Source organism: Mycobacterium sp. 852014-50255_SCH5639931, assembly GCF_001665605.1.
Classification (GTDB): Bacteria; Actinomycetota; Actinomycetes; order Mycobacteriales; family Mycobacteriaceae; genus Mycobacterium; species Mycobacterium paraffinicum.
The window spans coordinates 240,176-260,564 of record NZ_LZSV01000002.1 but is presented as its reverse complement, the minus strand read 5'-3'; the positions used below and the strand labels follow the sequence as shown (position 1 = coordinate 260,564).

The following is a 20,389-nucleotide window of genomic DNA, read 5'->3' as shown; positions in this document are numbered from 1 at the left end:
GCTAGCTGAGCGCGGGAATCACCTCGCGCTCGAACAACTCGATGCCGGAACGGTCGTACGCGGCCTCCGGGAAATAACAGATGGCGTATTCGCACCCGAGGTCGCGGAGCTTGGCGATCCGCTCGATCACCTGTTCCGTTGTGCCCGTTGCCGAATCGGGTCCGCTGCCGGCGGCCAGCATCGCGTCGGCGGCCGCCTCGGGCACGTACCGGACGACGCGGTCGCGGACGCGCCGCAACCTGTCCTTGACGTCGGCGTCGGAGGTCCCGACGACCGCGTTGACGTTGGCCGACCGCACAATGGCATCGAAGTCGGTGCCCACCTGCTGACAGTGCCGCGCCAGCACTTCCGACTTGTGCGCGAACGCCTCGGGCTCGGGCGCGAAGTTGGTGTACTGCGCGTATTTCGCGGCGATGCGCAAGGTCACCTTCTCACCGCCACCGGCGATCCACAGCGGAATCCCGTTGTCCTGCAGGGGCTTAGGGGAGACGATGGCGCCGTCCACCTGGTAGTGCTTGCCGTCGAAGCTGACCTTGCCGTCGCGCCAGGCATCACGCATGATCTGTACGCCCTCGTCCAACCGGGCCAGCCGCACACCGGCCGACGGGAAACCGTAACCGTAAGCGCGCCACTCATGTTCGTACCAGCCGCCGCCGATGCCCATCTGGATCCGCCCACCGGAGATGATGTCGGCGGTCGCCGCGACCTTGGCCAGGTACACCGGATTGCGGTAGCTCATCGCGGTGCACATCTGGCCGAGTTTGATCCGCGACGTGACGGCGCCGTATGCGGCCATCAGCGACCACGCCTCGTGCGTGGCCTCACCCGTCGGCAGCGGGACGGTGTGGAAATGGTCGTAGACCCACAGCGAATCCCACGCGCTGCTGTCGGCGTAGACAGCCAGGTCGCGCATCACCGCCCAGTGCTTCTCCGGTTCGATGTCGACCAGATCCATTCGCCAGCCTTGCGGGATGAAGAGACCGAAGCGCATAGCAACGGACTCTAACCCGCCGCCGACCACCACGTCGCAGAAGGCAATTCCCCCCACTGCCGCGGGCAGCCCTTCCCCAGACCCCCGCTAGGCTTACCCATCGACAAGCAAGCGGGAGGTCGCCGTGCGCGTACTGGTCTCCGGCGCCAGCATCGCCGGCCCGGTGCTGGCCTACTGGCTGACCCGTCGCGGCTTCGACGTCACCGTCGTCGAGCGCGCGCCCACCCTACGTAAGACCGGCGGCCACGCCGTCGACCTGTTCCGTCCCGCTATGGAGATTTCGGCGGACATGGGTGTCCTGCCTCAGATCGAGGCGCTCGCCACCGGAACGAACCGCATGACCATGCATCGGGAAGGCCGGGCGCGGCCCATCGAGATCGACCTCACCAAGATCTACGCCGCCACGTCCGACCGGCACGTGGAGATCATGCGCGACGACCTCAGCGAAATCTATTACGCCGCCGGTCGCGATGACGTCGAGTACCTGTTCGAGGACTCGATCACCTCGATCGACCACGACGGCGAGGTGACGTTCGAGCATGCCCCCGCCCGCCGGTTCGACGTCGTCGTCGGCGCCGACGGGCTGCACTCCAACGTCCGGCAGCTGACCTTCGGCGACGAAGCCAACCTCACCCGATTCCTCGGCGGCTATCTGGCGGTGGCATCGGCGCCCAAGGCGCTGGCCGGCCGCGGCGAGATGACCTGCCACGTCGGCGTGGGCCGCCTCGCGGCCATCTACACCGCCGAGCACCTGGACGACGCGCGCGCCGTCTTCCTGTTCCGCACGAAGCAAGAGCTCGACTACGACCATCGGGATGCGCTGCGGCAGAAGGCAATCCTGCGCGACACTTTCGCCGACATGCACGAGCAGGTGGACGGCTGGCTGGGCGAACTCGACGACACGCCCGCTTTCTACTTCGATTCGATCAGCCAACTGCGGCTGGACCGATGGTCCCGGCGGCGGGTGACCCTCGTCGGCGACGCGGGATACTGCCCCGGCCCCGCGGTGGGCGGCAGCACCAGCCTTGCCGTGCTCGGCGCCTACGTGCTGGCCGGGGAGCTCGCCGCGGCGGACGGCGACCACCTGCGCGCGTTCGCGGCCTATGAATTGCAGATGCGTGAACCGGTGCATCGCAGCCGGGCCTTCGCGCGCGGCGCCGCCAAGGGCATCATCCCCGGCTCGCGACTCGGGGTGTGGGCATTGACCCGTGGCGCCCGGCTGGTCTCGCTGCTACCCGCGTCGCTTTCGCGATCACTGGCGAAGCTGAACGCCAATGGTGTCCGGATGCACGATTCGATGCCGGTGCCCGACTACAGCGCGACCGACCTGCAAGCGAACGAAAGGAAAGACCGCCGATGGAACTAGCCGGTGTGGGAATCTGGAGCAGTCAACTGCGATATGGCGATCCGTCTGAATCCGCCGAGGCGGCAGCGGAATTGGACGAATTGGGCTTTCCGGCGCTGTGGATACCCGACGTCGGCGGGCCGGTCTTCGACGCGGTCGGCAATTTGCTCGCCGCGACCAAGCGGACCGTGATCGCCACCGGAATCCTCAACCTGTGGATGCATGCGCCCGGCGACGTCGCTGAGTCCTATGTGACGTTGACCGCCGAGCACGGGGACCGCTTCCTGCTGGGCATCGGCGTCAGCCACGCACCGCTGATCGACGCGGGCCAACCCGGGCGGTACCGCAAACCGCTGGCGGCCACGGCGGCGTTCCTGGACGGGCTGGATGCCGCCCCACGTCCCGTACCGGCCGAAAGTCGGGTTCTCGCCGCGCTCGGCCCGAAGATGCTTACCCTGGCCGCGACCCGTGCCCGCGGGGCCCACCCCTACCTGGTCACCCCCGAGCACACCGCCTCTGCCCGTTCGACATTGGGCGACGGCCCCCTGCTGCTGCCGGAACAGACGGTGATCCTGACGGAAAGCGCCGACGAGGCGCGACGCATCGGAACCGACTGGCTGCGAGCGTATTTGGCGTTGCCCAACTACGCCAACAACCTGCTGCGCACCGGGTTCTCCGAAGAAGACCTGGCGCAGGTCAGCGATCGGCTCTTCGACGCCATCATCGCGTGGGGCGACGAAGACGCGATCATGCGCAGGGTCGCCGAGCATCGTTCGGCCGGCGCCGACCACGTGTGCGTCCAGGTGCTGCTGGCCGACCCGAAGGCCTTCCCGCGCGAGCAATGGCGCCGAATCGCCGCCGCCTCCACGTAACCCCGCGGCGATCCCGCTTAGGGTGAGGTATGGCTTCCAAGCAGACGCTGTTTCGGATCTTCTACCGCATCGGCTTCACTCCCTGGGACGGTCACCCGCTCGCGCAGAGCGTGCGGAACCTGGTCGAGGGAACGGCCGACACACCTGCGCTCCCGCCGGGCTCGGCCCTCGAACTCGGGTGCGGAACCGGTGACTGCTCGATCTATCTCGCCCAGCACGGCTGGAAGGTCACCGCGGTCGACTTCGTCGCCAAGCCCCTCGAGCGGGCACGCGCCAAGGCCGGGGCCGCCGGCGCGGCGGTCGACTTCGTCCAGGCCGACGTCACACAGTTGAGCCGGGCCGGCATCGGCTCGAACTTCGAGCTGATCGTCGACAACGGTTGCCTGCACAACATGAGCGACGACGACCGCGCGGCCTATGTCCGGGAGATCAGCGCCGTGGCGGCCCGCGACGCGCGACTGCTGATCGTCGCATTCGTTCCCGGGGGCAGGGTGGGAGTGCGCGGCATCGACCACACCGAGATGGAACGACGCTTCGCGCCCACCTGGACGATGCTGTCGGCCGGCGACGAGCGCGAGCTGGACCGCGCCGAGAAGACGCCGGCGCGGTACTACCTCTTTCAGCGTCGCGACACATAACCAGGTGCGACGACACGCCGTACGCCCTCGCAACGGTCTATGTCTCGCGTGCGCTCCGGGGCGTGCCAGCCCACGCAAAAGCCCCCGAAGACAACCGCTTCGGGGGCTTTGCGACTAGGGAACCTTAGGTCAGCGAGTCCGGCGGCAGGAAGCGGTCGCCGTACTTGGCGGCCAGTTCGCGGGCACGGGCCACGAAGGCTTCCTTGCCCGTACCGCCCGCGCCCTCGTAGCCGACGATGAACTGCGCGCTACCACCGGTGTACGGCGGGAAGCCGATGCCCATGATCGACCCGATGTTGGCGTCGGCCGTCGATGTCAACACGCCCTCGTCGAGGCACTTCTGCGTCTCGAGCGCCTCGGCGAACAGCATCCGGTCGATCATGTCCTGCAGCGGCGGCTCCGACGAACCGGACTTGAACGTCTCCCGCAGGCCCGGCCACAGCCCGGTGCGCTTGCCGTCGACGTACTCGTAGAAGCCCGCGCCCTTCAGCCGCGACGGGCGGCCGATCTCGATCATCTTCTCCACGACGGCCTCGGCCGGGTGCGGCTCGTAGTTACCGCCCGCGTCCTCGACGCCCTTACGGGTGGCGGCCGCGATCTTGTGCATCAGTTCGAGGTTCAGCTCGTCGGACAGCTGCAGCGGCGGGGCCGGGTAGCCGGCCTGCGAGCCGGCGTGCTCGATGCTGGCGGGTTCGACGCCCTCACCGAGCATCGCCAAGGCCTCGTTGACGAAGGTACCGATGACGCGGCTGGTGAAGAAGCCGCGGCTGTCGTTGACCACGATCGGGGTCTTGCCGATGGCCAGCGTGTAGTCGAACACGCGGGCCAGCGCCTCGTCAGAAGTCTTCTCGCCCTTGATGATTTCGACCAGCGGCATCTTGTCGACCGGTGAGAAGAAGTGAATCCCGATGAAGTCCTCCTGCCGCTTGACGCCGGTCGCCAGACCGGTGATCGGCAGCGTCGAGGTGTTGGACCCGAGCAGCGCGTTCGGCTCGACGATGTCCTCGATCTCCTGGAACACCTTGTGCTTCAGTTCCTGGCTCTCGAACACCGCCTCGATCACGAAGTCGACGCCCTTGAAGTCCGCGGGGTCGGCCGACGGCGTGATGCGGTCCAGCAGCGCCTTGCTCTTCTCCTCGGTGGTCTTACCACGCTGAAGCGCCTTGGCCTCAAGCTTTTCCGAGTAACCCTTGCCCTTCTGTGCGGCCTCGAGGCTGACGTCCTTGAGCACCACGTCGAACCCGGCCTTGGCGGATACGTAGGCGATCCCGGCGCCCATCATGCCCGCGCCCAGCACACCGATCTTGTTGATCTTGACCGGCTCGATGCCGTCGGGCCGCGAGCCGCCGCCGTTGATGTGCTGCAGGTCGAAGAAGAACGCCTGGATCATGTTCTTGGCGACCTGGCCGGTGACCAGAGAGGTGAAGTAGCGGCTCTCGATGCGGGTGGCGGTGTCGAAGTCCACCTGCGCACCCTCGACGGCCGCGTCCAGGATGGCTCGCGGCGCCGGCATCGGCGCACCCTTGAGCTGCTTCTTGAGCAGCGCAGGGAACGACGGCAGGATGCCGGCCAGCCCGGGGCTCGACGGGGTGCCGCCGGGCATCTTGTAGCCCTTGGCATCCCACGGCTGCGTGTGCGAGTCGGGGTTCGCCTTGATCCACGCCTTGGCGGCGGGCACCAGTTCCTCGGCGGAGCCGACGAGCTCGTCGATCAGCCCGATTTCCTTGGCCTTGTCCGGCTTGAAGCGAGTGCCCTGCGACAGGATGTTCATGAACGCGTTCTGGATGCCGAACATCCGCACCGTGCGCGCCACGCCGCCCCCGCCGGGCAGCAGGCCCAGCGTCACCTCGGGCAGACCCACAACGAGGCCCTTGACGTCCGCGGCGATGCGGTGGTGACAGGCCAGCGCGATCTCCAGGCCGCCGCCGAGCGCGGCGCCGTTGATGGCGGCCACCACCGGCTTGCCCAGGGTCTCCAGCGCCCGCAGGTCGCGCTTGATGTCCTCGACCTCGGTGAAGACGTCGCCGGCGTTCTCCGGGCCGGCGTTGATCATGCTCTTGAGATCGCCGCCGGCGAAGAACGTCTTCTTTGCGCTCGTGATCACCACGCCGGTGACCGAATCCTTCTCCGCGACAAGGCGTTCGACGGCTTTGTGCATCGACTCCTTGTAGTGCTCGTTCATCACGTTCGCCGACCCGGTCGGGTCGTCAAGCGTCAGCGTGACGATGCCGTCGGCATCCTTATCCCACTGGATTGTGTTCTCTGCCATGGTCCTAAACCCTCTCGATGATGGTGGCGACACCCATGCCGCCGCCGATGCACAGCGTGATCAGCGCGCGTCGCGCGTTGCGGCGCTCGAGCTCGTCGACCATGGTGCCGGTGATCATGGCGCCGGTGGCGCCCAGCGGGTGGCCCATCGCGATGGCGCCACCGTTGACGTTCAGTTTCTCGTCGGGAATGTTGAGGTCCTTCTGGAACTTCAGCACCACCGACGCGAACGCCTCGTTCAGTTCGAACAGGTCGATGTCGTCGACGGTCAGTCCCGCACGGTCGAGGACCTTCTGGGTGGCCGGGGTCGGGCCGGTCAGCATGATGACCGGGTCGGAACCACTGGTCGCGGTGGCGACGATGCGTGCCCGTGGGGTCAGGCCCTGCGACTTTCCGGCGGCCTCCGAGCCGACCAGCACCAGCGCGGCGCCGTCGACGATGCCGGAGCTGTTGCCCCCGGTGTGGACGTGGTTGATCTTCTCGACGTAGTGGTACTTCTGCAGCGCGACGTCGTCGAAGCCGCCCATTTCGCCGATGCCGTCGAACGCGGTCTTCAGCTTGGCCAGGCCCTCCATTGTGGTGTCGGGCCGCATGTGCTCGTCGTGGTCGAGGATGACCAGACCGTTCTGGTCGCGCACCGGCACCACCGACTTGGCGAAGTAGCCGCCCGACCAGGCCTCGGCGGCCTTCTGCTGCGAGCGCAGCGCGTAGGCGTCGACGTCGTCGCGGGAGAAGCCCTCGATGGTGGCGATCAGGTCGGCGCCGATGCCCTGCGGCACGAAGCCGATCCGGTAGTTGGTCTCCGGGTCGAGCGCCCAGGCGCCGCCGTCGGAGCCCATCGGGACGCGGCTCATCGACTCGACACCGCCGGCCAGCACAAGGTCGTCCCAGCCGGAGCGCACCTTTTGCGCGGCGATGTTGACAGCTTCCAGCCCCGAGGCGCAGAACCGGTTGAGCTGCACCCCACCGGTGGTCTCGGGCAGGCCAGCCACCAGCGCCGCGGTCCGGGCGATGTCGCCGCCCTGGTCACCGACCGGGGACACGACGCCGAGGATCAGGTCGCTGATCAGGCTCTCGTCGAGGTCGGGGTTGCGCCGGCGCAGCTCGTCGACCAGCCCGACGACCAGGTTCACCGGCTTGACCTCGTTCAGCGAACCGTTTCTTTGCTTGCCGCGCGGGGTGCGGATGGCCTCATAGATGAAGGCTTCTTCGGACATGTCGAGTTCCTCTTCGCAAGTGGGTTTCGGATCCGTATTAAAGGTAGGTCCAGATACCGCACCCTAACAAAGTGCCCGGCCAACCTGTTGGTTGGGCCGATCGCCGCTGGTCAGTGAGCCGAGCCGGGGAACCCCCGCTTGCAGGGGACACGCCGGCGTGACGCTGGACGGCGAGCGCCACACTGGCGTGACGTTCGAGCACCGAAGCCCCCTAAGCTCGACCAGCATGACGGTGTCGCGACTGCGTCCGTACGCGACGACGGTGTTCGCCGAGATGTCGGCGCTGGCCGCTCGGGTCGGCGCGGTCAACCTCGGCCAGGGTTTCCCCGATGAGGACGGGCCCGCGGCCATGTTGAAGGCCGCCCAAGACGCCATCGCCGAGGGAAACAACCAGTACCCGCCCGGCATCGGCGTCGCACCGCTGCGGCACGCCATCGCCGCCCAGCGGCAGCGGCATTTCGGCATCGAATACGACCCCGACACCGAAGTGCTGGTGACGGTCGGGGCGACCGAGGCCATCGCGTCCGCGGTGCTGGGCCTGATCGAGCCCGGCTCGGAGGTCCTGCTGATCGAGCCGTTCTACGACTCCTACTCGCCGGTGCTGGCGATGGCCGGCGCGCACCGGGTGGCCGTGCCCCTGGTGCCCCATGGTCGTGGCTTTGCCTTGGACGCCGACGCCCTGCGCCGGGCGGTGACACCACGGACCCGTGCGCTGATCGTCAACTCACCGCACAACCCGACCGGCACGGTGCTCAGCGCGGCCGAGCTGGCCGCCATCGCCGAGGTCGCCGTCGCCGCCGACCTCTTGGTGATCACCGACGAGGTCTACGAGCACCTGGTGTTCGGGGACCACCGGCATCTGCCGTTGGCCGGCTTCGACGGCATGGCCGAGCGGACGATCACCATCTCCAGCGCGGCCAAGATGTTCAACTGTACCGGCTGGAAAATCGGATGGGCTTGCGGCCCAGCAGAACTCATCGCCGGGGTGCGTGCGGCCAAGCAGTACCTGAGCTACGTCGGCGGCGCGCCGTTCCAGCCCGCGGTGGCTCTCGCGCTCGACACCGAGGACGCGTGGGTGGCCGGGCTCTGCAGCTCTTTGCAGGCCCGCCGCGATCGGCTGGCCGCCGGGCTGTCCGAGATCGGCTTCGAGGTGCACGACAGCGCCGGCACCTACTTCCTGTGCGCCGACCCCCGCCCCCTGGGCTACGACGACAGCACAGCGTTCTGCGCGGCGCTACCGGAAAAGGTCGGGGTGGCGGCCATTCCGCTGTCGCCTTTCTGCGATCCGGCGGGCTCACATCCTGACGTGTGGAATCACTTGGTGCGGTTCACCTTCTGCAAACGCGAAGACACCCTTGACGAGGCGATCAGGCGGCTGGCCGCCTTGCGGTGACGGGCCGGCTACCCGGTCGAGCCGAAGCCCTCGACCACGCGCTTGCGCAGCCCCTCCAGCGCGGAATCGAGGATCTTCTTGCGGGCCCGGTTGACCCAGAACTCGGGCAGCGGGGCAAATGGTTCGACGGTGATGGCGAACCGCACCCTGGTCTTGTCGTAGCCCTCCCTGGTCAGGGTGTACTCCCCGTGCTGGCCACGTTGCTGGGCAGTCTTCTCGGCGTCCCACACCATCCAGTCCGGCCCCCAGTGGTATTCGAGCAGTTCCGTGTCGTGGATGCCGGTCACCGCGATGGTGACCTTCACGTGGTGCGGTCGGCCGTCGGGGTGCTTGTCGACGACTTCGACCCGCTTGTGCACCGACGACCATGACGGCACGGCGTCCATGTCGGCCAGCGCCTCCATGATCACTTCCGGAGGCGCGTCAATGACGATTTCCGACGATGCTTGAACGGCCACTGCTAATAAGTTAGCAACCGCTCAGCCGCTGACGAAGGCAAACCCGCGAGCCGTTGACTATTCCGGCTCCGTCGAACCTCTGAAGTGCTTTACCAATTCGCACAAGCCCTTTACCGATGAGTCAAGAACGCTTTCGCTGGCCCGCCGGACAATGAAGGCGGGCATCGGCCGGCCGGGCTCGACCGTGACGTCGAAGCGCACCCGGGTCTTGTCGAGACCTTCGGGTTTGAGGTTGTACTCGACGTGCTGACCGTGCTGCTGGGAAGTCCCTTTGGCGTCATAGACGACCCAATCGGGACCCCAGTGATATTCCAGGATCTCCTTGTCGACGAGCCCGAGAATCTTGATCGTGGTTTTCACATGGTGGGGCCGACCGTCGGGATAACGGTCGATCACTTCGATGTGTTTATGGAGCGGTGACCACGATGCCAGCACGCCGACATCGGTCAGCGCCTCCATGACCACTTCTGGCGGCGCGTCGACGACAAATTCCCGTGATGCTTTTACGGCCACTGCGCTCAACCTAGCAATGCCGGCCCCGGCGCGGAATGGTTCGGCGTAACAGGCTGGCTACCAGTCGATTTCGGCGAGGGGCGTGGTGGCCGCCGGTGGCCGACCCACCGGTGCGGCCGGGGTGCGCGAGAAGCGCGGACCGGGCGCCGCCTGATCGACGCCGTGGGCGGTGATCACCGTGGACCGCGTCCGCAAGTGTTCGTCGGCCGCCGCCTCGCTCCACGTCAGCACCGGAGTGACGCACGCATCGGTGCCGGCGAAGATGGTCGTCCACTCGTCACGGGTCCGGCTGCCGAACCGTTTCGCGAAGACCTCGTACATCTGCGGGTAGGAACCGATGTCGAGCTGGCCGGGCACCTCCTCGGGCGACAGGCCGAGGCCGGTCAGCAGCGCCGCGAAAAATTGCGGCTCGATGGCGCCGACGGCCAGGTACTTGCCGTCGGAGGTCTCGTAGCAGCGGTAGAACGGGGCACCGCCGTCGAGCAGGAACGACTCGCGCCGGTCACGCAGCGCCCCGGTCGACTTCATCGTCCACATCATCTGGGCGAGCAGGCTGACGCCGTCCACCATCGCCGCGTCGATGACCTGCCCCTGGCCCGAACGTTCACGCTCGTACAGGGCGACCGCGACGCCGAGCAGCACCAGCATCGAACCGCCACCGAAGTCGGCCACCAGGTTCAGCGGCGGCATCGGCGGCCGGTCAGCGTAGCCCAGTGCCGAGAGCGCGCCGGTCCGCGACAGGTAATTGATGTCGTGCCCCGCCGTCTGGGCCAGCGGCCCGTCCTGCCCCCAGCCGGTGATCCGCGCGAAGATCAGTCGCGGATTGACCGCCGCGCACTCGTCGGGGCCGATGCCGAGTCGCTCGCAGGTGCCCGGCCGGAAACAGTCCAGCAGCACGTCGGCTTTGGCGGCGAGATCCAGCAGCGCCTGCGGCTGCGTCTTGACGTCGAGGTCAACGATCCGCTTCCCGCGATGCAGCAGATCGCGGTCCTCGGGCGGCATGGTGAGGCCGCCGGGGCGCCGCACCCGAACCACGTCCGCCCCGAGGTCGGCGAGCATCATTCCCGCGTGCGGCCCCGGCCCGATGCCGCCGAGCTCGATCACTTTCACCCCGGCGAGGGGCCCGCCGCCGCCCACCGCGATTATTTGCCCTTCTTCACTTTCAGCACCTGCTCGCGCAGCGCCTTGGTCGCGGAGTCGATCGTCCCCTTGACGGCCCGTTTCAGGACGAAGCCGGGCAGCGGCACATTCGGGTCCGCAAGAAGCTCGAACTTGACCAGGGTCGCCTCGCCCTGCGGTATCAGGGTGTACTTGCCGTCCTGCGCCTTCTGCTGCGAGGAGCTCACCAGCGTCCAGCTCACCGCGTCGTCCGACCAGGTGTAGGCCACCACCTGTTCGTCGGTGATCCCGGCGACCTTCACCTTCATCTTCACTTGGCTGGGCCGCCCGTCGTCGCCGGTCGAGAGGACCTCCGCACTCTGATGGGGTTCGGACCATTCGGGCATCGCCTCGAAATCGGCGATGACGTCCAGAATCTCCTCCGGACTGGCTTCGATGACGATGTCGCGGGATTCCTTGAGTGCCATGGCCCGCACGATACTGAAACGACGACCCGCCCGGAACGGATTCGGCCGAGGTACCGTCGTGCTTGTGCCTGAGGCAGCGACCGAGCCCGTCTACACCGTCGGCGACTACCTGTTGGACCGCCTCGCCGAACTCGGCGTCACCGAGATCTTCGGCGTTCCCGGCGACTACAACCTGGAATTCCTCGACCACATCGTCGCCCACCCCACCATCCGCTGGGTGGGCAACGCCAACGAGCTGAACGCCGGCTACGCCGCCGACGGGTACGGTCGGCTGCGCGGAATGTCGGCCGTGGTAACGACTTTCGGCGTGGGCGAACTGTCCGCGGCCAACGCGATCGCGGGCAGCTATGCCGAACAGGTGCCCGTGGTGCACATCGTCGGCGGGCCGTCCAAAGACGCGCAGGGCACCCGGCGCGCGCTGCACCACTCGCTCGGTGACGGCGATTTCGAGCACTTCTTCCGGGTCAGCCGCGAGATCACCTGCGCCCAGGCCAACCTCATGCCCGCGAACGCCCGCCGGGAGATCGACCGGGTGCTCTCGGAGGTGCGCGAGCAGAAGCGGCCCGGGTACATCCTGCTGTCCACCGATGTGGCCCGCTTCCCCACCGAGCCGCCCGGTGATCCGCTGCCCCGCTACGCCGGTGGCACCAGCCCGCGCGCGTTGTCCCTGTTCGCCGAGGCCGCCTCCGAGCTCATCGCCGACCACCAGCTGACCGTGCTGGCCGACTTGCTGGTGCACCGGTTGCAGGTGGTCAAGGAACTCGAGGCGCTGCTGGCGGCCGACGTGGTGCCCTACGCCACGCTGATGTGGGGGAAGAGCCTGCTGGACGAAAGCTCGCCCAACTACCTTGGGATCTACGCCGGTTCGGCCAGCGTCCCGGCGGTGCGCACCGCGATCGAGGAGGCACCGGTGCTGGTGACCGCCGGCGTGGTGTTCACCGACATGGTCAGCGGTTTCTTCAGCCAGCGGATCGACCCGGCGCGGACCATCGATGTCGGGCAGTACCAAAGTAGTGTGGCCGGCGAGGTCTTCGCGCCGCTGGAGATGGGCGCCGCGCTGGAGGCGCTGTCGACCATCCTGACCCGGCGCCCGATCACGTCGCGGCCGGTGGCGGCGCCGCCCGCCGATGATCTGCCCCCGCCCCCGCCGCGCGATCAACCGCTGACGCAAGAGATGCTGTGGGACCGCCTCTGCACAGCCCTCACACCGGGCAACGTCGTCCTCGCCGACCAGGGCACCTCCTTCTACGGCATGGCCGACCACCGCCTGCCCCAGGGCGTCACATTCATCGGCCAACCCCTTTGGGGCTCAATCGGTTACACGCTGCCCGCCGCGCTGGGCGCCGGGGTGGCACATCCGGACCGCCGGACTGTGCTGCTGATCGGCGACGGCGCCGCGCAACTGACCGTCCAAGAGCTCGGCACCTTCTCGCGGGAGGGGCTGTCTCCGGTCATCGTGGTGGTCAACAACGACGGCTACACCGTGGAACGGGCGATCCACGGAGAGACGGCGCCCTACAACGACATCGTGAATTGGAAGTGGACGGACATTCCCAACGCACTGGGGGTCGCCGATCACCTGGCGTTTCGGGTGCGGACCTACGGCGAGCTCGATGACGCCTTGACGGCGGCCGCGCAGCACCGCGACAGCATGGTGCTCGTCGAGGTGGTCCTGCCGCGGCTCGAAATCCCGCCGCTGCTCGTCGAACTCGTCCAGCCGACATCGCCGGACGGCAGCGTTCGCCGCTAGGGCCGCCGGGTCAAGAGGGTGTGGGTGCGCCGTTCGGGTCCGCCGAGCGCAGGATCGCCTGGACGGTGCGCCGGCAGCGGCCGCAGTCGGCGCCCGCCCCGCAGGCCTGGGCGACATCCTTGGTTGTACACGCCCCGGCTTCGACCGCCTCGGTCACGGTTTGGCTGGTGACCCCGTTGCACAGGCACACGAACATTTCCGGGTGGCCGCTCAGTCCGCCTCGATGCGCATCATGTTGGTGAATCGGCCGACGAATATCGGTGGGTAGGGCCCCATTCCGGCGCCCGACATCCACTCGGCCGCGGCATCGGGATGCTCGATCCATCGCCGCGCGCTCTCTTCGTCGGGCAGCTCCGACATGATCAGCACCTCGTGCTCGTCGTCGAAGGCCTGGAAGATCCAGGTCTTACGGATCCCGGCCGCGACGAATCTGTCTGTGGCCGACGCGACTTCGGCGGTCAGGGCCGCCACATCGTGGACCGAGGCGATCGTGGCGACGACGACGCCCGGCGCGTCCGGGGTCGCGGTGGGCGCCGGGACGAACCTGTCGACGATCTCGCCGGCGAAGACCGCCGGAATGTCGTCGACGCCGGCCGCGTCGAACCAATCGAAGAAGACCCGCGAGCGCAGGAGCTCCACGATCGGCTCGCGGCTGTGGACCCCGATCATCACCAACACGCGGCCGTAGTCATGCGTCGAGGTGTAGACCAGGACGTGGTGGGCGCCGATGTCGGACAGCGCCGCCTTCCTGCGCTCGAGCAGCGGCCATACCCGGCTGGGATCCGGAACGCGGTAGTCCGACGCGATCACCATCGAATGAATGTCGCCGTCACTCAACGGAGTTGATCCTTCATCACTTTCCCGGTGGCATTGAGCGGCAGCTCGACGAGAAACTGGATGGATCTCGGCGCTTTGAATCCAGCCATCCGCTCTCGGCACCATATCAGCAGGTCATCCTCGGACACCTGTGTTTTCGCCACCACGAAGGCCTTGCCCACCTGGCCGAGCCGGTCATCGGGGACCCCGATGACCGCGGCTTGCGCCACGGCCGGATGCTCCAGCAGGTAGCCCTCGATCTCCGCCGGGTAGGCGTTGAACCCGCCCACAATGAACATGTCCTTTTTACGCCCGTCGATCCGCAGCCGCCCCGCCGCGTCGAGGCGGCCCAAATCGCCGGTGTGCAACCAACCGTCCGTGTCGATCGCCTCGGCAGTAGCCGCCGGGTCGTCCAGGTAGCCCTGCATGACGCCGTAGCCGCGGACCAGCACCTCGCCGTCGTCGGCGATGCGCACCTCGACGCCCTCGCACGGCAGCCCGGCCGTGGTGGCCACGTCCTCAAACGAATCACCGGGCCGGGACAGGGTGACGTTGCCCGCCTCGGTCAGTCCGTACCCGGTCATCAACGTCTGGAACGGCAGCTCGTCATGGATGCGCCGGACCAGCTCGACGGGGATGTCGGCGGCGCCGGTCACGCCGGCGCGCAGCGTCGACAGCTTGGTTTTGTCGCCGATCGTCAGCAACGAGTGGTACAGCGTCGGCGGACCGGGCAGCATCGTGACGCGTTCGCGCTCAATGAGATTCACCACCGTGTCGACGTCGAAAACCGCGACCGGCAGCATGGTCGCACCGCGGAGAAACGACGTGATGAGCCCGGCTTTCAGGCCGAACGTGTGGAAATACGGGTTGATCTGCAAATAGCGGTCACCCTGGCGCAGGTCCGCGAGCGTCGCCCACTCCTCGTACATCCGCAGTGTCTGGCGATGATTCATCATGGCGCCCTTCGGGCGGCCGGTCGTGCCCGAGGTGAAGATGACGTCGGCGATGTCGGTGCCGCTCACCGCGCATTCGAACGGCGAGCCGCCGGAAAGGAAACCGGATTTCATATCGATGACCGGTATCCCGGCGGGCGCGGTGTAGTCCTGCCCGAGAAAGCCCTTCTGGACCAGGACGGCCTTCGCCTTGCTGCGGGTGATGATGTCGCCGGCTTCGTCGGCCTTGAACCGGGTGTTGACCGGAACCAGCACGCCGCCGGCGGTGAGCAGCCCAAAAGCCGCGATTATCCACTCCGCCGAATTGGGCGCCCAGATGGCGACGCGGTCGCCCTTGCCCACCCCGAGTTCGGCGAATGCGCCTGCGGTGCAACGGATTCGCTCCACCACGTCGGAGAATGTGAAGCGCAGCGGACCGTCCACGATCGCTTCCGCGTCGCCGAAGCGGTCCGCCGCGCTCAAGACCATCTCGGGGATGGTCTGCCAGTCCCGATTGGCCGACGTCACACCGTGACGAGTCGACCGAGGTTGCCGCCCATGATCTTTGCCTGGTCGTCGACGGACAGGTGCGACAGCGCGTTGACGTAGAAGGTCGGCTCGGCCAGCCCTTCTGGGTGCGGCCAGTCCGAGCCGTACAGCACCCGGTCCACGCCGACGAGGTTGACCAGGTCGTCGATGCCGTCCTCGAAGAACGGGCTGACGTGAATGCGGCTCTTGACCATCTCGACGGGGTCGCTCGGGAAAACTTCCGGGGCCTTGCGGTAGACCTCGGCCAGGCCGTCCAGCAACGGGGTCATCCACTTCGAACCGGCCTCGACGATCGCCACCTTCAGCTTCGGGTGGCGGTAGAGCGCGCCGTGGATCACCCACGAGCCCACCGCGTCCTGGATCGGCCGCCACTCGTTGAGGATGCCCATCGCATTGGTCTGGAACGGCAGCATCTCCTGCTCGGCGCCGTCCCATTCGGAGGTGTACCGGGAGTAGCCGCTGTCGCTGGAGTGCATGCCGACCAGCACGTCGTGCTCGACGACCCGCTCCCAGAACGGGTCGAACTCGGGCACCGCGAACGACCGCGGACCGCGGAAGCCGGGGACGGGAGCCGGGCGGACCAGGATGCAGCGGGCACCGCGCTTGACCGCCCACTCCAGCTCCTCGATCGCCTTGTCGACGATCGGCAGGGTGATGACCGGGGTGGTGAAGATCCGATTCTGGTAGTTGAAGCCCCAGACCTCATCCAGCCATTCGTTCAGCGCATGGATCAGGACGTGGATGGCGACCGGGTCGTCGCGCAGCCGTTCCTCGAGCAGGCTGGCCAGCGTCGGGAACATCAGCGTGCGGTCCAGGCCCAGCTCGTTCATCTTTTCCAGGCGCGGGCCGGGCTCGAAGAACGCCGGGATCGCGCGCATCGGCTCACCGAACAGCTCGCGCTTGCTCTTGCCGTCCGGGTTGCCGTACTTGAAGTACTCCTCCCACGCGCCCGGCCGGGCGACGACCTCGAAGGTCGGGTTGGGAATGTAGTTGCTGATGTGGCCACGGATCGCGATCTTGGTGCGGCCGTTGATCTGCACGTACTGGACGAAGTCCTTGTACTCCTTGGGCAGGAACTTGGTCAGCGCCTCCGGCGGCTCGTAGAGATGGTTATCCGCGTCAAAGATCGGAAACGGGACGTCCTCCCGGTGCGACAACTGGCCCATGAAATCCTCCTTCGCAATTTACGAGAATTGTATTCTCTGCAGGCGTCGAACCGCAACGTACCCCCTGGTTCGCCAAGGGGCGGATCAGCAAGCGATGACGATTTTGAAGGTGGCCGTGGTGGGTTCGGTGGGTTTGTCGGCCTTGGAGCCGTGTGCGGTGCCGGTGATGGTGAACCTGCCGCCGCTCAGACTCATGTCCGCATCACCCTCGCCCTCACGCGAGTACATGCCGGTGAAGTTGCCCACATTGCGGATGTGGACGGACTCGGCGGAAGCCGGTTCGGCTCGCTCGTCGACGACGACATTAGCTCCGGCGAAGTCGCCGCCGATGTCGATCGTCCGGGTCCACTCCCTCTGACTGCATTTGACGACGTTGAACTTCGTGTCGCTTCCGTTGACGGTCACGGAGGCAGTGCTGGAGATTTGGGTCGGCGGCCGCGGGGTGCATGCGCCGAGCATGCTGACGGCGAGTGACGCCGCGAGCATTGCCGCAATTCGATCCCGCATGGGCGCCCCTGTCTTCGCTGACGATAGCTCTTCGGCCTGCGGCGACGATGTTATTCTCGCACCGAGAGAATGCCAATATCGGCTGTTCTCGTCCAAGGAGCGATAACGCATGGTGGACCTGGAGATCGACGACGGGTTGGCGGTGCTGACGATCGATCGGCCGCACGCGCGCAATGCCATCGCGCTGGACACCATGCAGCAGCTGGAGAAGGCGTTGGACGCCGCGGCGGGCGCCAAGACCCTGGTCATCAAGGGGGCGGGCGATCGGGCTTTCGTATCCGGCGGTGACCTCAAAGAGCTGCGCGCGCTGCGGACCGAAGAGGATGCCGCGGCGATGGCCAAGCGGATGCGCGCGATTTGCGACCAACTGGCCAGCTTCCCGGCCCCGGTGATCGCCGCGCTGAACGGCCACGCCTTCGGCGGTGGCGCCGAGGTCGCGGTCGCCGCCGACATCCGGCTGGCAGCCGACGACATCAAGATCGCCTTCAATCAGGTGGAGCTCGAGATCATGCCGGCCTGGGGCGGCGCCGAGCGGTTGGCCGAGCTCGTCGGAAAGAGCCGGGCACTGTTGTTGGCCGGCACCGGTACCGCCCTCACCGCGGACGAGGCCGAGCGAATCGGTTTGGTGGACCGCGTGTTCCCCCGCGCCTCGTTCGACGAAGGATGGCAATCCATCGCGAGGTCGCTGGCTCGCCACCCGGCGACCGAGATAAAGCGCGTGATCAGCGGAGTTTCGGCGGACGAAGCGATAGCATCCTTCGCACGGCTGTGGGTTGCCGACGCACACTGGCGGGCCGCAGAGCGGGTGATGAACCGCACCACGAGTGCGCGACGGGCGGCCGGAGGAGCGAAATGACGGTCAGACGATTGGGTGTGGGCGCCGTGACTTTGTCGGCGGTGCTGGCGGGTGCGACCGGTTCACTCGCGAGTGCCGGCCACGCCGTGGCCGATCCGGTCATGCATCACGTCACGTACACGGTCACCGCGCAGAATCCGATCTACACCGACATCTACTACCTGGATCACCAGCCGGAGAAATTCTCCGATTACAGCCACAACCCCTACTCGTTCACGCCGCATGTCGATATCGACCTCGCCCCGGGCAAAGCGTGGAGCTTCGATTTGGACATGTCGAACCCCAACGATTACGCGATGGTCGTGGCGAGCACGGGCACCGAGCCCGGCACGCCGGGGCTTCACTGCGATCTGGCGGTCGACGGCGCCGTCGTCGTATCCAAGGACGGCCCCAAGGGCGTGCTCTGTTCGCTGCGCAACTGGTGAACCACCCAGGCACGCGGCATACCCGCGATGGGTTGCGGCTCGCCTTCCAGGCGGCGCAGGTGACTCTCGACCAGCGCCATGGTCTCGGCGTGCCCGCCGGACATGCCGATAGCCTGCTCGAGAACCAGCATCCGCGACAGGCTGGTCATCAGCACCGTCCAGACCACCGGCGGCATCTCCGAGGTGTCCTCGCCGTAGCGTTGCAGCGCGGCCGCCACCGCTTCGCGCTGTTCCTCACGGAAACGCTCGGCGTAGTAAGCGATTTCGGCTCGCATCTCCTTGCGATGGTTCGCCAGCGCCATGAATTCCATGGAGATGCGGGTGAATCCCGGGTCGGTGCCGAATCTCCACAGCGCCCACAACGGCTGAGGCGACTGCAGCGCTGTGGCCTGAAACCGCAGGCCCTCCTCTGCACGGCGCCGGAAGACTTCGAGGAACAGGTCCTCCATGGTGCGGAAGTAATAGTGCACCAACTGCGGCTTCAGTCCGGCCTTGCCGGCGAGGCGACGCGAGGTCACGGCGGCGTAGCCCTCTTCGAGCATCAGCTGTTCGGCCGCGTCGAGCAGCAGGCCGCGATTCTTCGCGTCCGGCGCTCCGATCCTGCGAGCCGATGTCATGTCCCTGCTCCGTACTGTGTGCCATCCCGTATCGACCACACGGATCGTATCGCGGCGCGGCGTTGCGATCTTGACCCTGACATTACCGCCATGCTAAGCAGGTGCTCAGCACAGTTCGGTTCTCGAAATCGGGCGGCGCGACAACCTGCCGCCGAACACAGCCGGTAATCCAGCCCTGGGGAGACGCAATCCGATGAGTGACTACGAGTCGATCGACTTCTTCACCGATCCGTCACTGGTCCCAGATCCGCACCCTTACTTCGACTACCTGCGCAGTCAGAACCCCGTGCTGCGGCTGCCGCACTATGGCGTCGTCGCGGTCACCGGCTACGAAGAAGCCACCGAGGTCTACAAGGATCCGGAGACGTTCTCCAACATCGTCGCGCTTGGCGGGCCGTTCCCACCGCTCCCCTTTACGCCCGAAGGCGACGACATCGGTCCCCAGATCGATGCGCACCGCAGCTCTTTCCCGATGAACGAGCACATGGTCACCATGGATCCGCCGGACCACACTCGGGCCCGCTCCGTGCTGGCCAAGCTGCTGACTCCGAGCCGGCTGAAGCAGAACGAGGAGTTCATGTGGCGGCTCGCCGACCGCCAGCTCGACGAGTTCCTGCACAACGGCGAGTGCGAGTTCATCGCCGAATACTCAAAGCCGTTCGCCACGCTGGTGATCGCCGATCTACTCGGCGTGCCGGAATCCGACCACAAGGAGTTCCGCAAGGTTCTGGGCGCCGATCGCCCCGAGGCGCGGGTCGGCGCGTTGGATCACGAGTCGGTCGGGATCAACCCGCTGGAGTGGCTCGACGACAAGTTCTGCAGATACATCGAGGATCGGCGGCGCGAGCCGCGCGGCGACGTGCTGACGTTCCTGGCGGAAGCGAAGTATCCGGACGGCTCGACGCCCCCGGTCATCGAGGTGGTCCGCTCGGCAACGTTCCTCTTCGCCGCCGGACAGGAGACCACTGCCAAGCTGCTCAGCGCCGCCCTGCAGGTTCTCGGCGATCGGCCCGACATCCAGCAACAGCTGCGCGAGGACCGCAGCCTGATCCCCGCGTTCATCGAGGAATCGCTGCGCATGGACAGCCCCGTCAAGAGCGATTCGCGTTTGGCCCGCAGGGCAACGAGCATCGGCGGTGTCGAGATCCCCGCCGGCACCGTGGTGATGGTGCTACCGGGCGCCGCCAACCGCGACCCGCGCCGGTTCGATAACCCGCACGAGTTCGACCTGCACCGCAAGAACGTCCGCGAACACATGGCGTTCGCGCGTGGCGTGCACTCGTGTCCCGGTGGGCCGCTCGCCCGCGTCGAGGGGCGTGTCTCGATCGAACGGATCCTGGACCGGATGCCACACATCGAAATCAACGAAGTCCATCACGGGACGGCAGCCGAACGTCGCTACACCTACGAGCCGACCTATATCTTGCGAGGCCTGAGCGAACTGCACCTGAAATTCACCACCGCGGACGCGATCGCGTCCGTGGGCTGAG

At 66.9% G+C, this 20,389-nt stretch carries 21 protein-coding genes; 8 read left to right on the top strand and 13 right to left on the bottom strand.

Going from position 1 to position 20,389, the window contains the following annotated elements; all coding sequences use genetic code 11:
• Position 1: 1 nt before the first annotated feature.
• Positions 2-991, bottom strand: coding sequence for an LLM class F420-dependent oxidoreductase (locus tag A5758_RS01765; RefSeq protein WP_067735613.1), 990 nt, complete (start codon positions 989-991; stop codon positions 2-4).
• Between the two features lie 124 nt (positions 992-1,115).
• On the opposite strand from A5758_RS01765, the gene A5758_RS01760 reads away from it, so the two are divergent.
• From A5758_RS01760 to A5758_RS01750, 3 genes are read left to right on the top strand one after another with little or no spacing between them, the layout of a single operon-like run.
• Positions 1,116-2,357, top strand: coding sequence for an FAD-dependent monooxygenase (locus A5758_RS01760; RefSeq protein WP_067735610.1), 1,242 nt, complete (start codon positions 1,116-1,118; stop codon positions 2,355-2,357).
• A complete protein-coding gene (locus tag A5758_RS01755) occupies positions 2,348-3,208 on the top strand; it encodes an LLM class F420-dependent oxidoreductase (RefSeq protein WP_067735607.1) in 861 nt (286 codons plus the stop codon). The genes A5758_RS01760 and A5758_RS01755 overlap by 10 nt, the downstream gene beginning before the upstream one ends.
• A 29-nt stretch (positions 3,209-3,237) precedes the next feature.
• Entirely contained in the window at positions 3,238-3,846 is a 609-nt protein-coding gene (locus A5758_RS01750; RefSeq protein WP_067735604.1) for a class I SAM-dependent methyltransferase, read from the top strand.
• Positions 3,847-3,970: 124 nt separating this feature from the next.
• Here A5758_RS01750 and A5758_RS01745 read toward each other — a convergent pair whose 3' ends face one another.
• Positions 3,971-6,115: a 3-hydroxyacyl-CoA dehydrogenase NAD-binding domain-containing protein gene (locus A5758_RS01745; protein WP_067735601.1), complete on the bottom strand. Its 2,145-nt coding sequence runs from the start codon at positions 6,113-6,115 to the stop codon at positions 3,971-3,973.
• Positions 6,116-6,119: 4 nt separating this feature from the next.
• Complete coding sequence (locus tag A5758_RS01740) at positions 6,120-7,331, bottom strand: acetyl-CoA C-acetyltransferase (protein WP_067735598.1); 1,212 nt, start codon at positions 7,329-7,331, stop codon at positions 6,120-6,122.
• A gap of 226 nt (positions 7,332-7,557) precedes the next feature.
• Here A5758_RS01740 and A5758_RS01735 point away from each other — a divergent pair, with 226 nt between their 5' ends.
• Positions 7,558-8,724 carry a pyridoxal phosphate-dependent aminotransferase gene (locus A5758_RS01735; protein ID WP_067735595.1) on the top strand — a complete coding sequence of 389 codons (1,167 nt, stop codon included), beginning with the start codon at positions 7,558-7,560 and terminating at the stop codon, positions 8,722-8,724.
• 8 nt (positions 8,725-8,732) lie between these two features.
• On the opposite strand, the gene A5758_RS01730 is transcribed toward A5758_RS01735, so the two are convergent.
• The 4 genes from A5758_RS01730 to A5758_RS01715 are packed head-to-tail and all read right to left on the bottom strand — an operon-like array spanning position 8,733 to position 11,281.
• Positions 8,733-9,182, bottom strand: coding sequence for an SRPBCC family protein (locus A5758_RS01730; protein ID WP_067735592.1), 450 nt, complete (start codon positions 9,180-9,182; stop codon positions 8,733-8,735).
• Between the two features lie 57 nt (positions 9,183-9,239).
• Positions 9,240-9,695, bottom strand: coding sequence for an SRPBCC family protein (locus A5758_RS01725; RefSeq protein WP_082939529.1), 456 nt, complete (start codon positions 9,693-9,695; stop codon positions 9,240-9,242).
• 57 nt (positions 9,696-9,752) lie between these two features.
• Positions 9,753-10,832 (bottom strand): CaiB/BaiF CoA-transferase family protein, encoded by a 1,080-nt coding sequence (locus A5758_RS01720; protein ID WP_067735584.1) that lies wholly within the window; start codon positions 10,830-10,832, stop codon positions 9,753-9,755.
• Between the two features lie 5 nt (positions 10,833-10,837).
• Positions 10,838-11,281, bottom strand: coding sequence for an SRPBCC family protein (locus A5758_RS01715; protein ID WP_067736111.1), 444 nt, complete (start codon positions 11,279-11,281; stop codon positions 10,838-10,840).
• Between the two features lie 64 nt (positions 11,282-11,345).
• On the opposite strand from A5758_RS01715, the gene A5758_RS01710 reads away from it, so the two are divergent.
• Positions 11,346-13,031 carry an alpha-keto acid decarboxylase family protein gene (locus tag A5758_RS01710; protein WP_067736108.1) on the top strand — a complete coding sequence of 562 codons (1,686 nt, stop codon included), beginning with the start codon at positions 11,346-11,348 and terminating at the stop codon, positions 13,029-13,031.
• A 10-nt stretch (positions 13,032-13,041) separates the two neighbouring features.
• On the opposite strand, the gene A5758_RS01705 is transcribed toward A5758_RS01710, so the two are convergent.
• From A5758_RS01705 to A5758_RS01685, 5 genes are all read right to left on the bottom strand, one after another.
• On the bottom strand, positions 13,042-13,227 hold the full coding sequence (locus A5758_RS01705; protein WP_067735581.1) for a bacterioferritin-associated ferredoxin: 186 nt from the start codon (positions 13,225-13,227) through the stop codon (positions 13,042-13,044).
• Positions 13,228-13,241: 14 nt separating this feature from the next.
• Positions 13,242-13,868, bottom strand: coding sequence for a fatty-acid--CoA ligase (locus A5758_RS01700; protein ID WP_067735578.1), 627 nt, complete (start codon positions 13,866-13,868; stop codon positions 13,242-13,244).
• Positions 13,865-15,307 carry a FadD3 family acyl-CoA ligase gene (locus tag A5758_RS01695; protein ID WP_369816360.1) on the bottom strand — a complete coding sequence of 481 codons (1,443 nt, stop codon included), beginning with the start codon at positions 15,305-15,307 and terminating at the stop codon, positions 13,865-13,867. The genes A5758_RS01700 and A5758_RS01695 overlap by 4 nt, the downstream gene beginning before the upstream one ends.
• On the bottom strand, positions 15,304-16,494 hold the full coding sequence (locus A5758_RS01690) for an amidohydrolase family protein (protein WP_067735575.1): 1,191 nt from the start codon (positions 16,492-16,494) through the stop codon (positions 15,304-15,306). Before A5758_RS01690 ends, A5758_RS01695 begins: the two co-directional genes overlap by 4 nt.
• Before the next feature lie 84 nt (positions 16,495-16,578).
• Entirely contained in the window at positions 16,579-17,001 is a 423-nt protein-coding gene (locus tag A5758_RS01685; protein ID WP_067735572.1) for a lipoprotein LpqH, read from the bottom strand.
• A 109-nt stretch (positions 17,002-17,110) separates the two neighbouring features.
• Here A5758_RS01685 and A5758_RS01680 point away from each other — a divergent pair, with 109 nt between their 5' ends.
• Entirely contained in the window at positions 17,111-17,857 is a 747-nt protein-coding gene (locus A5758_RS01680) for an enoyl-CoA hydratase/isomerase family protein (protein WP_067735569.1), read from the top strand.
• The gene (locus tag A5758_RS01675) at positions 17,854-18,282 is read left to right on the top strand and encodes a hypothetical protein (RefSeq protein ID WP_067735566.1); all 429 of its coding nucleotides are present in this window, start codon (positions 17,854-17,856) and stop codon (positions 18,280-18,282) included. Before A5758_RS01680 ends, A5758_RS01675 begins: the two co-directional genes overlap by 4 nt.
• Here the strand turns inward: A5758_RS01675 and A5758_RS01670 are convergent.
• The gene (locus A5758_RS01670; protein WP_067735563.1) at positions 18,198-18,899 is read right to left on the bottom strand and encodes a TetR/AcrR family transcriptional regulator; all 702 of its coding nucleotides are present in this window, start codon (positions 18,897-18,899) and stop codon (positions 18,198-18,200) included. The two genes, A5758_RS01675 and A5758_RS01670, sit on opposite strands and share 85 nt — an antisense overlap.
• Before the next feature lie 193 nt (positions 18,900-19,092).
• On the opposite strand from A5758_RS01670, the gene A5758_RS01665 reads away from it, so the two are divergent.
• Complete coding sequence (locus A5758_RS01665; protein ID WP_067735559.1) at positions 19,093-20,388, top strand: cytochrome P450; 1,296 nt, start codon at positions 19,093-19,095, stop codon at positions 20,386-20,388.
• Position 20,389 lies beyond the last annotated feature (1 nt).

What these genes read in the sequence shown, in the direction of transcription:
- A5758_RS01715 (WP_067736111.1), bottom strand. Translation starts at nt 11,281, where the DNA reads ATGGCACTCAAGGAATCCCGCGACATCGTCATCGAAGCCAGTCCGGAG.
- A5758_RS01765 (WP_067735613.1), bottom strand. Translation starts at nt 991, where the DNA reads ATGCGCTTCGGTCTCTTCATCCCGCAAGGCTGGCGAATGGATCTGGTC.
- A5758_RS01735 (WP_067735595.1), top strand. Translation starts at nt 7,558, where the DNA reads ATGACGGTGTCGCGACTGCGTCCGTACGCGACGACGGTGTTCGCCGAG.
- A5758_RS01745 (WP_067735601.1), bottom strand. Translation starts at nt 6,115, where the DNA reads ATGGCAGAGAACACAATCCAGTGGGATAAGGATGCCGACGGCATCGTC.
- A5758_RS01750 (WP_067735604.1), top strand. Translation starts at nt 3,238, where the DNA reads ATGGCTTCCAAGCAGACGCTGTTTCGGATCTTCTACCGCATCGGCTTC.
- A5758_RS01740 (WP_067735598.1), bottom strand. Translation starts at nt 7,331, where the DNA reads ATGTCCGAAGAAGCCTTCATCTATGAGGCCATCCGCACCCCGCGCGGC.
- A5758_RS01685 (WP_067735572.1), bottom strand. Translation starts at nt 17,001, where the DNA reads ATGCGGGATCGAATTGCGGCAATGCTCGCGGCGTCACTCGCCGTCAGC.
- A5758_RS01705 (WP_067735581.1), bottom strand. Translation starts at nt 13,227, where the DNA reads ATGTTCGTGTGCCTGTGCAACGGGGTCACCAGCCAAACCGTGACCGAG.
- A5758_RS01670 (WP_067735563.1), bottom strand. Translation starts at nt 18,899, where the DNA reads ATGACATCGGCTCGCAGGATCGGAGCGCCGGACGCGAAGAATCGCGGC.
- A5758_RS01665 (WP_067735559.1), top strand. Translation starts at nt 19,093, where the DNA reads ATGAGTGACTACGAGTCGATCGACTTCTTCACCGATCCGTCACTGGTC.
- A5758_RS01690 (WP_067735575.1), bottom strand. Translation starts at nt 16,494, where the DNA reads ATGGGCCAGTTGTCGCACCGGGAGGACGTCCCGTTTCCGATCTTTGAC.
- A5758_RS01675 (WP_067735566.1), top strand. Translation starts at nt 17,854, where the DNA reads ATGACGGTCAGACGATTGGGTGTGGGCGCCGTGACTTTGTCGGCGGTG.
- A5758_RS01755 (WP_067735607.1), top strand. Translation starts at nt 2,348, where the DNA reads ATGGAACTAGCCGGTGTGGGAATCTGGAGCAGTCAACTGCGATATGGC.
- A5758_RS01680 (WP_067735569.1), top strand. Translation starts at nt 17,111, where the DNA reads ATGGTGGACCTGGAGATCGACGACGGGTTGGCGGTGCTGACGATCGAT.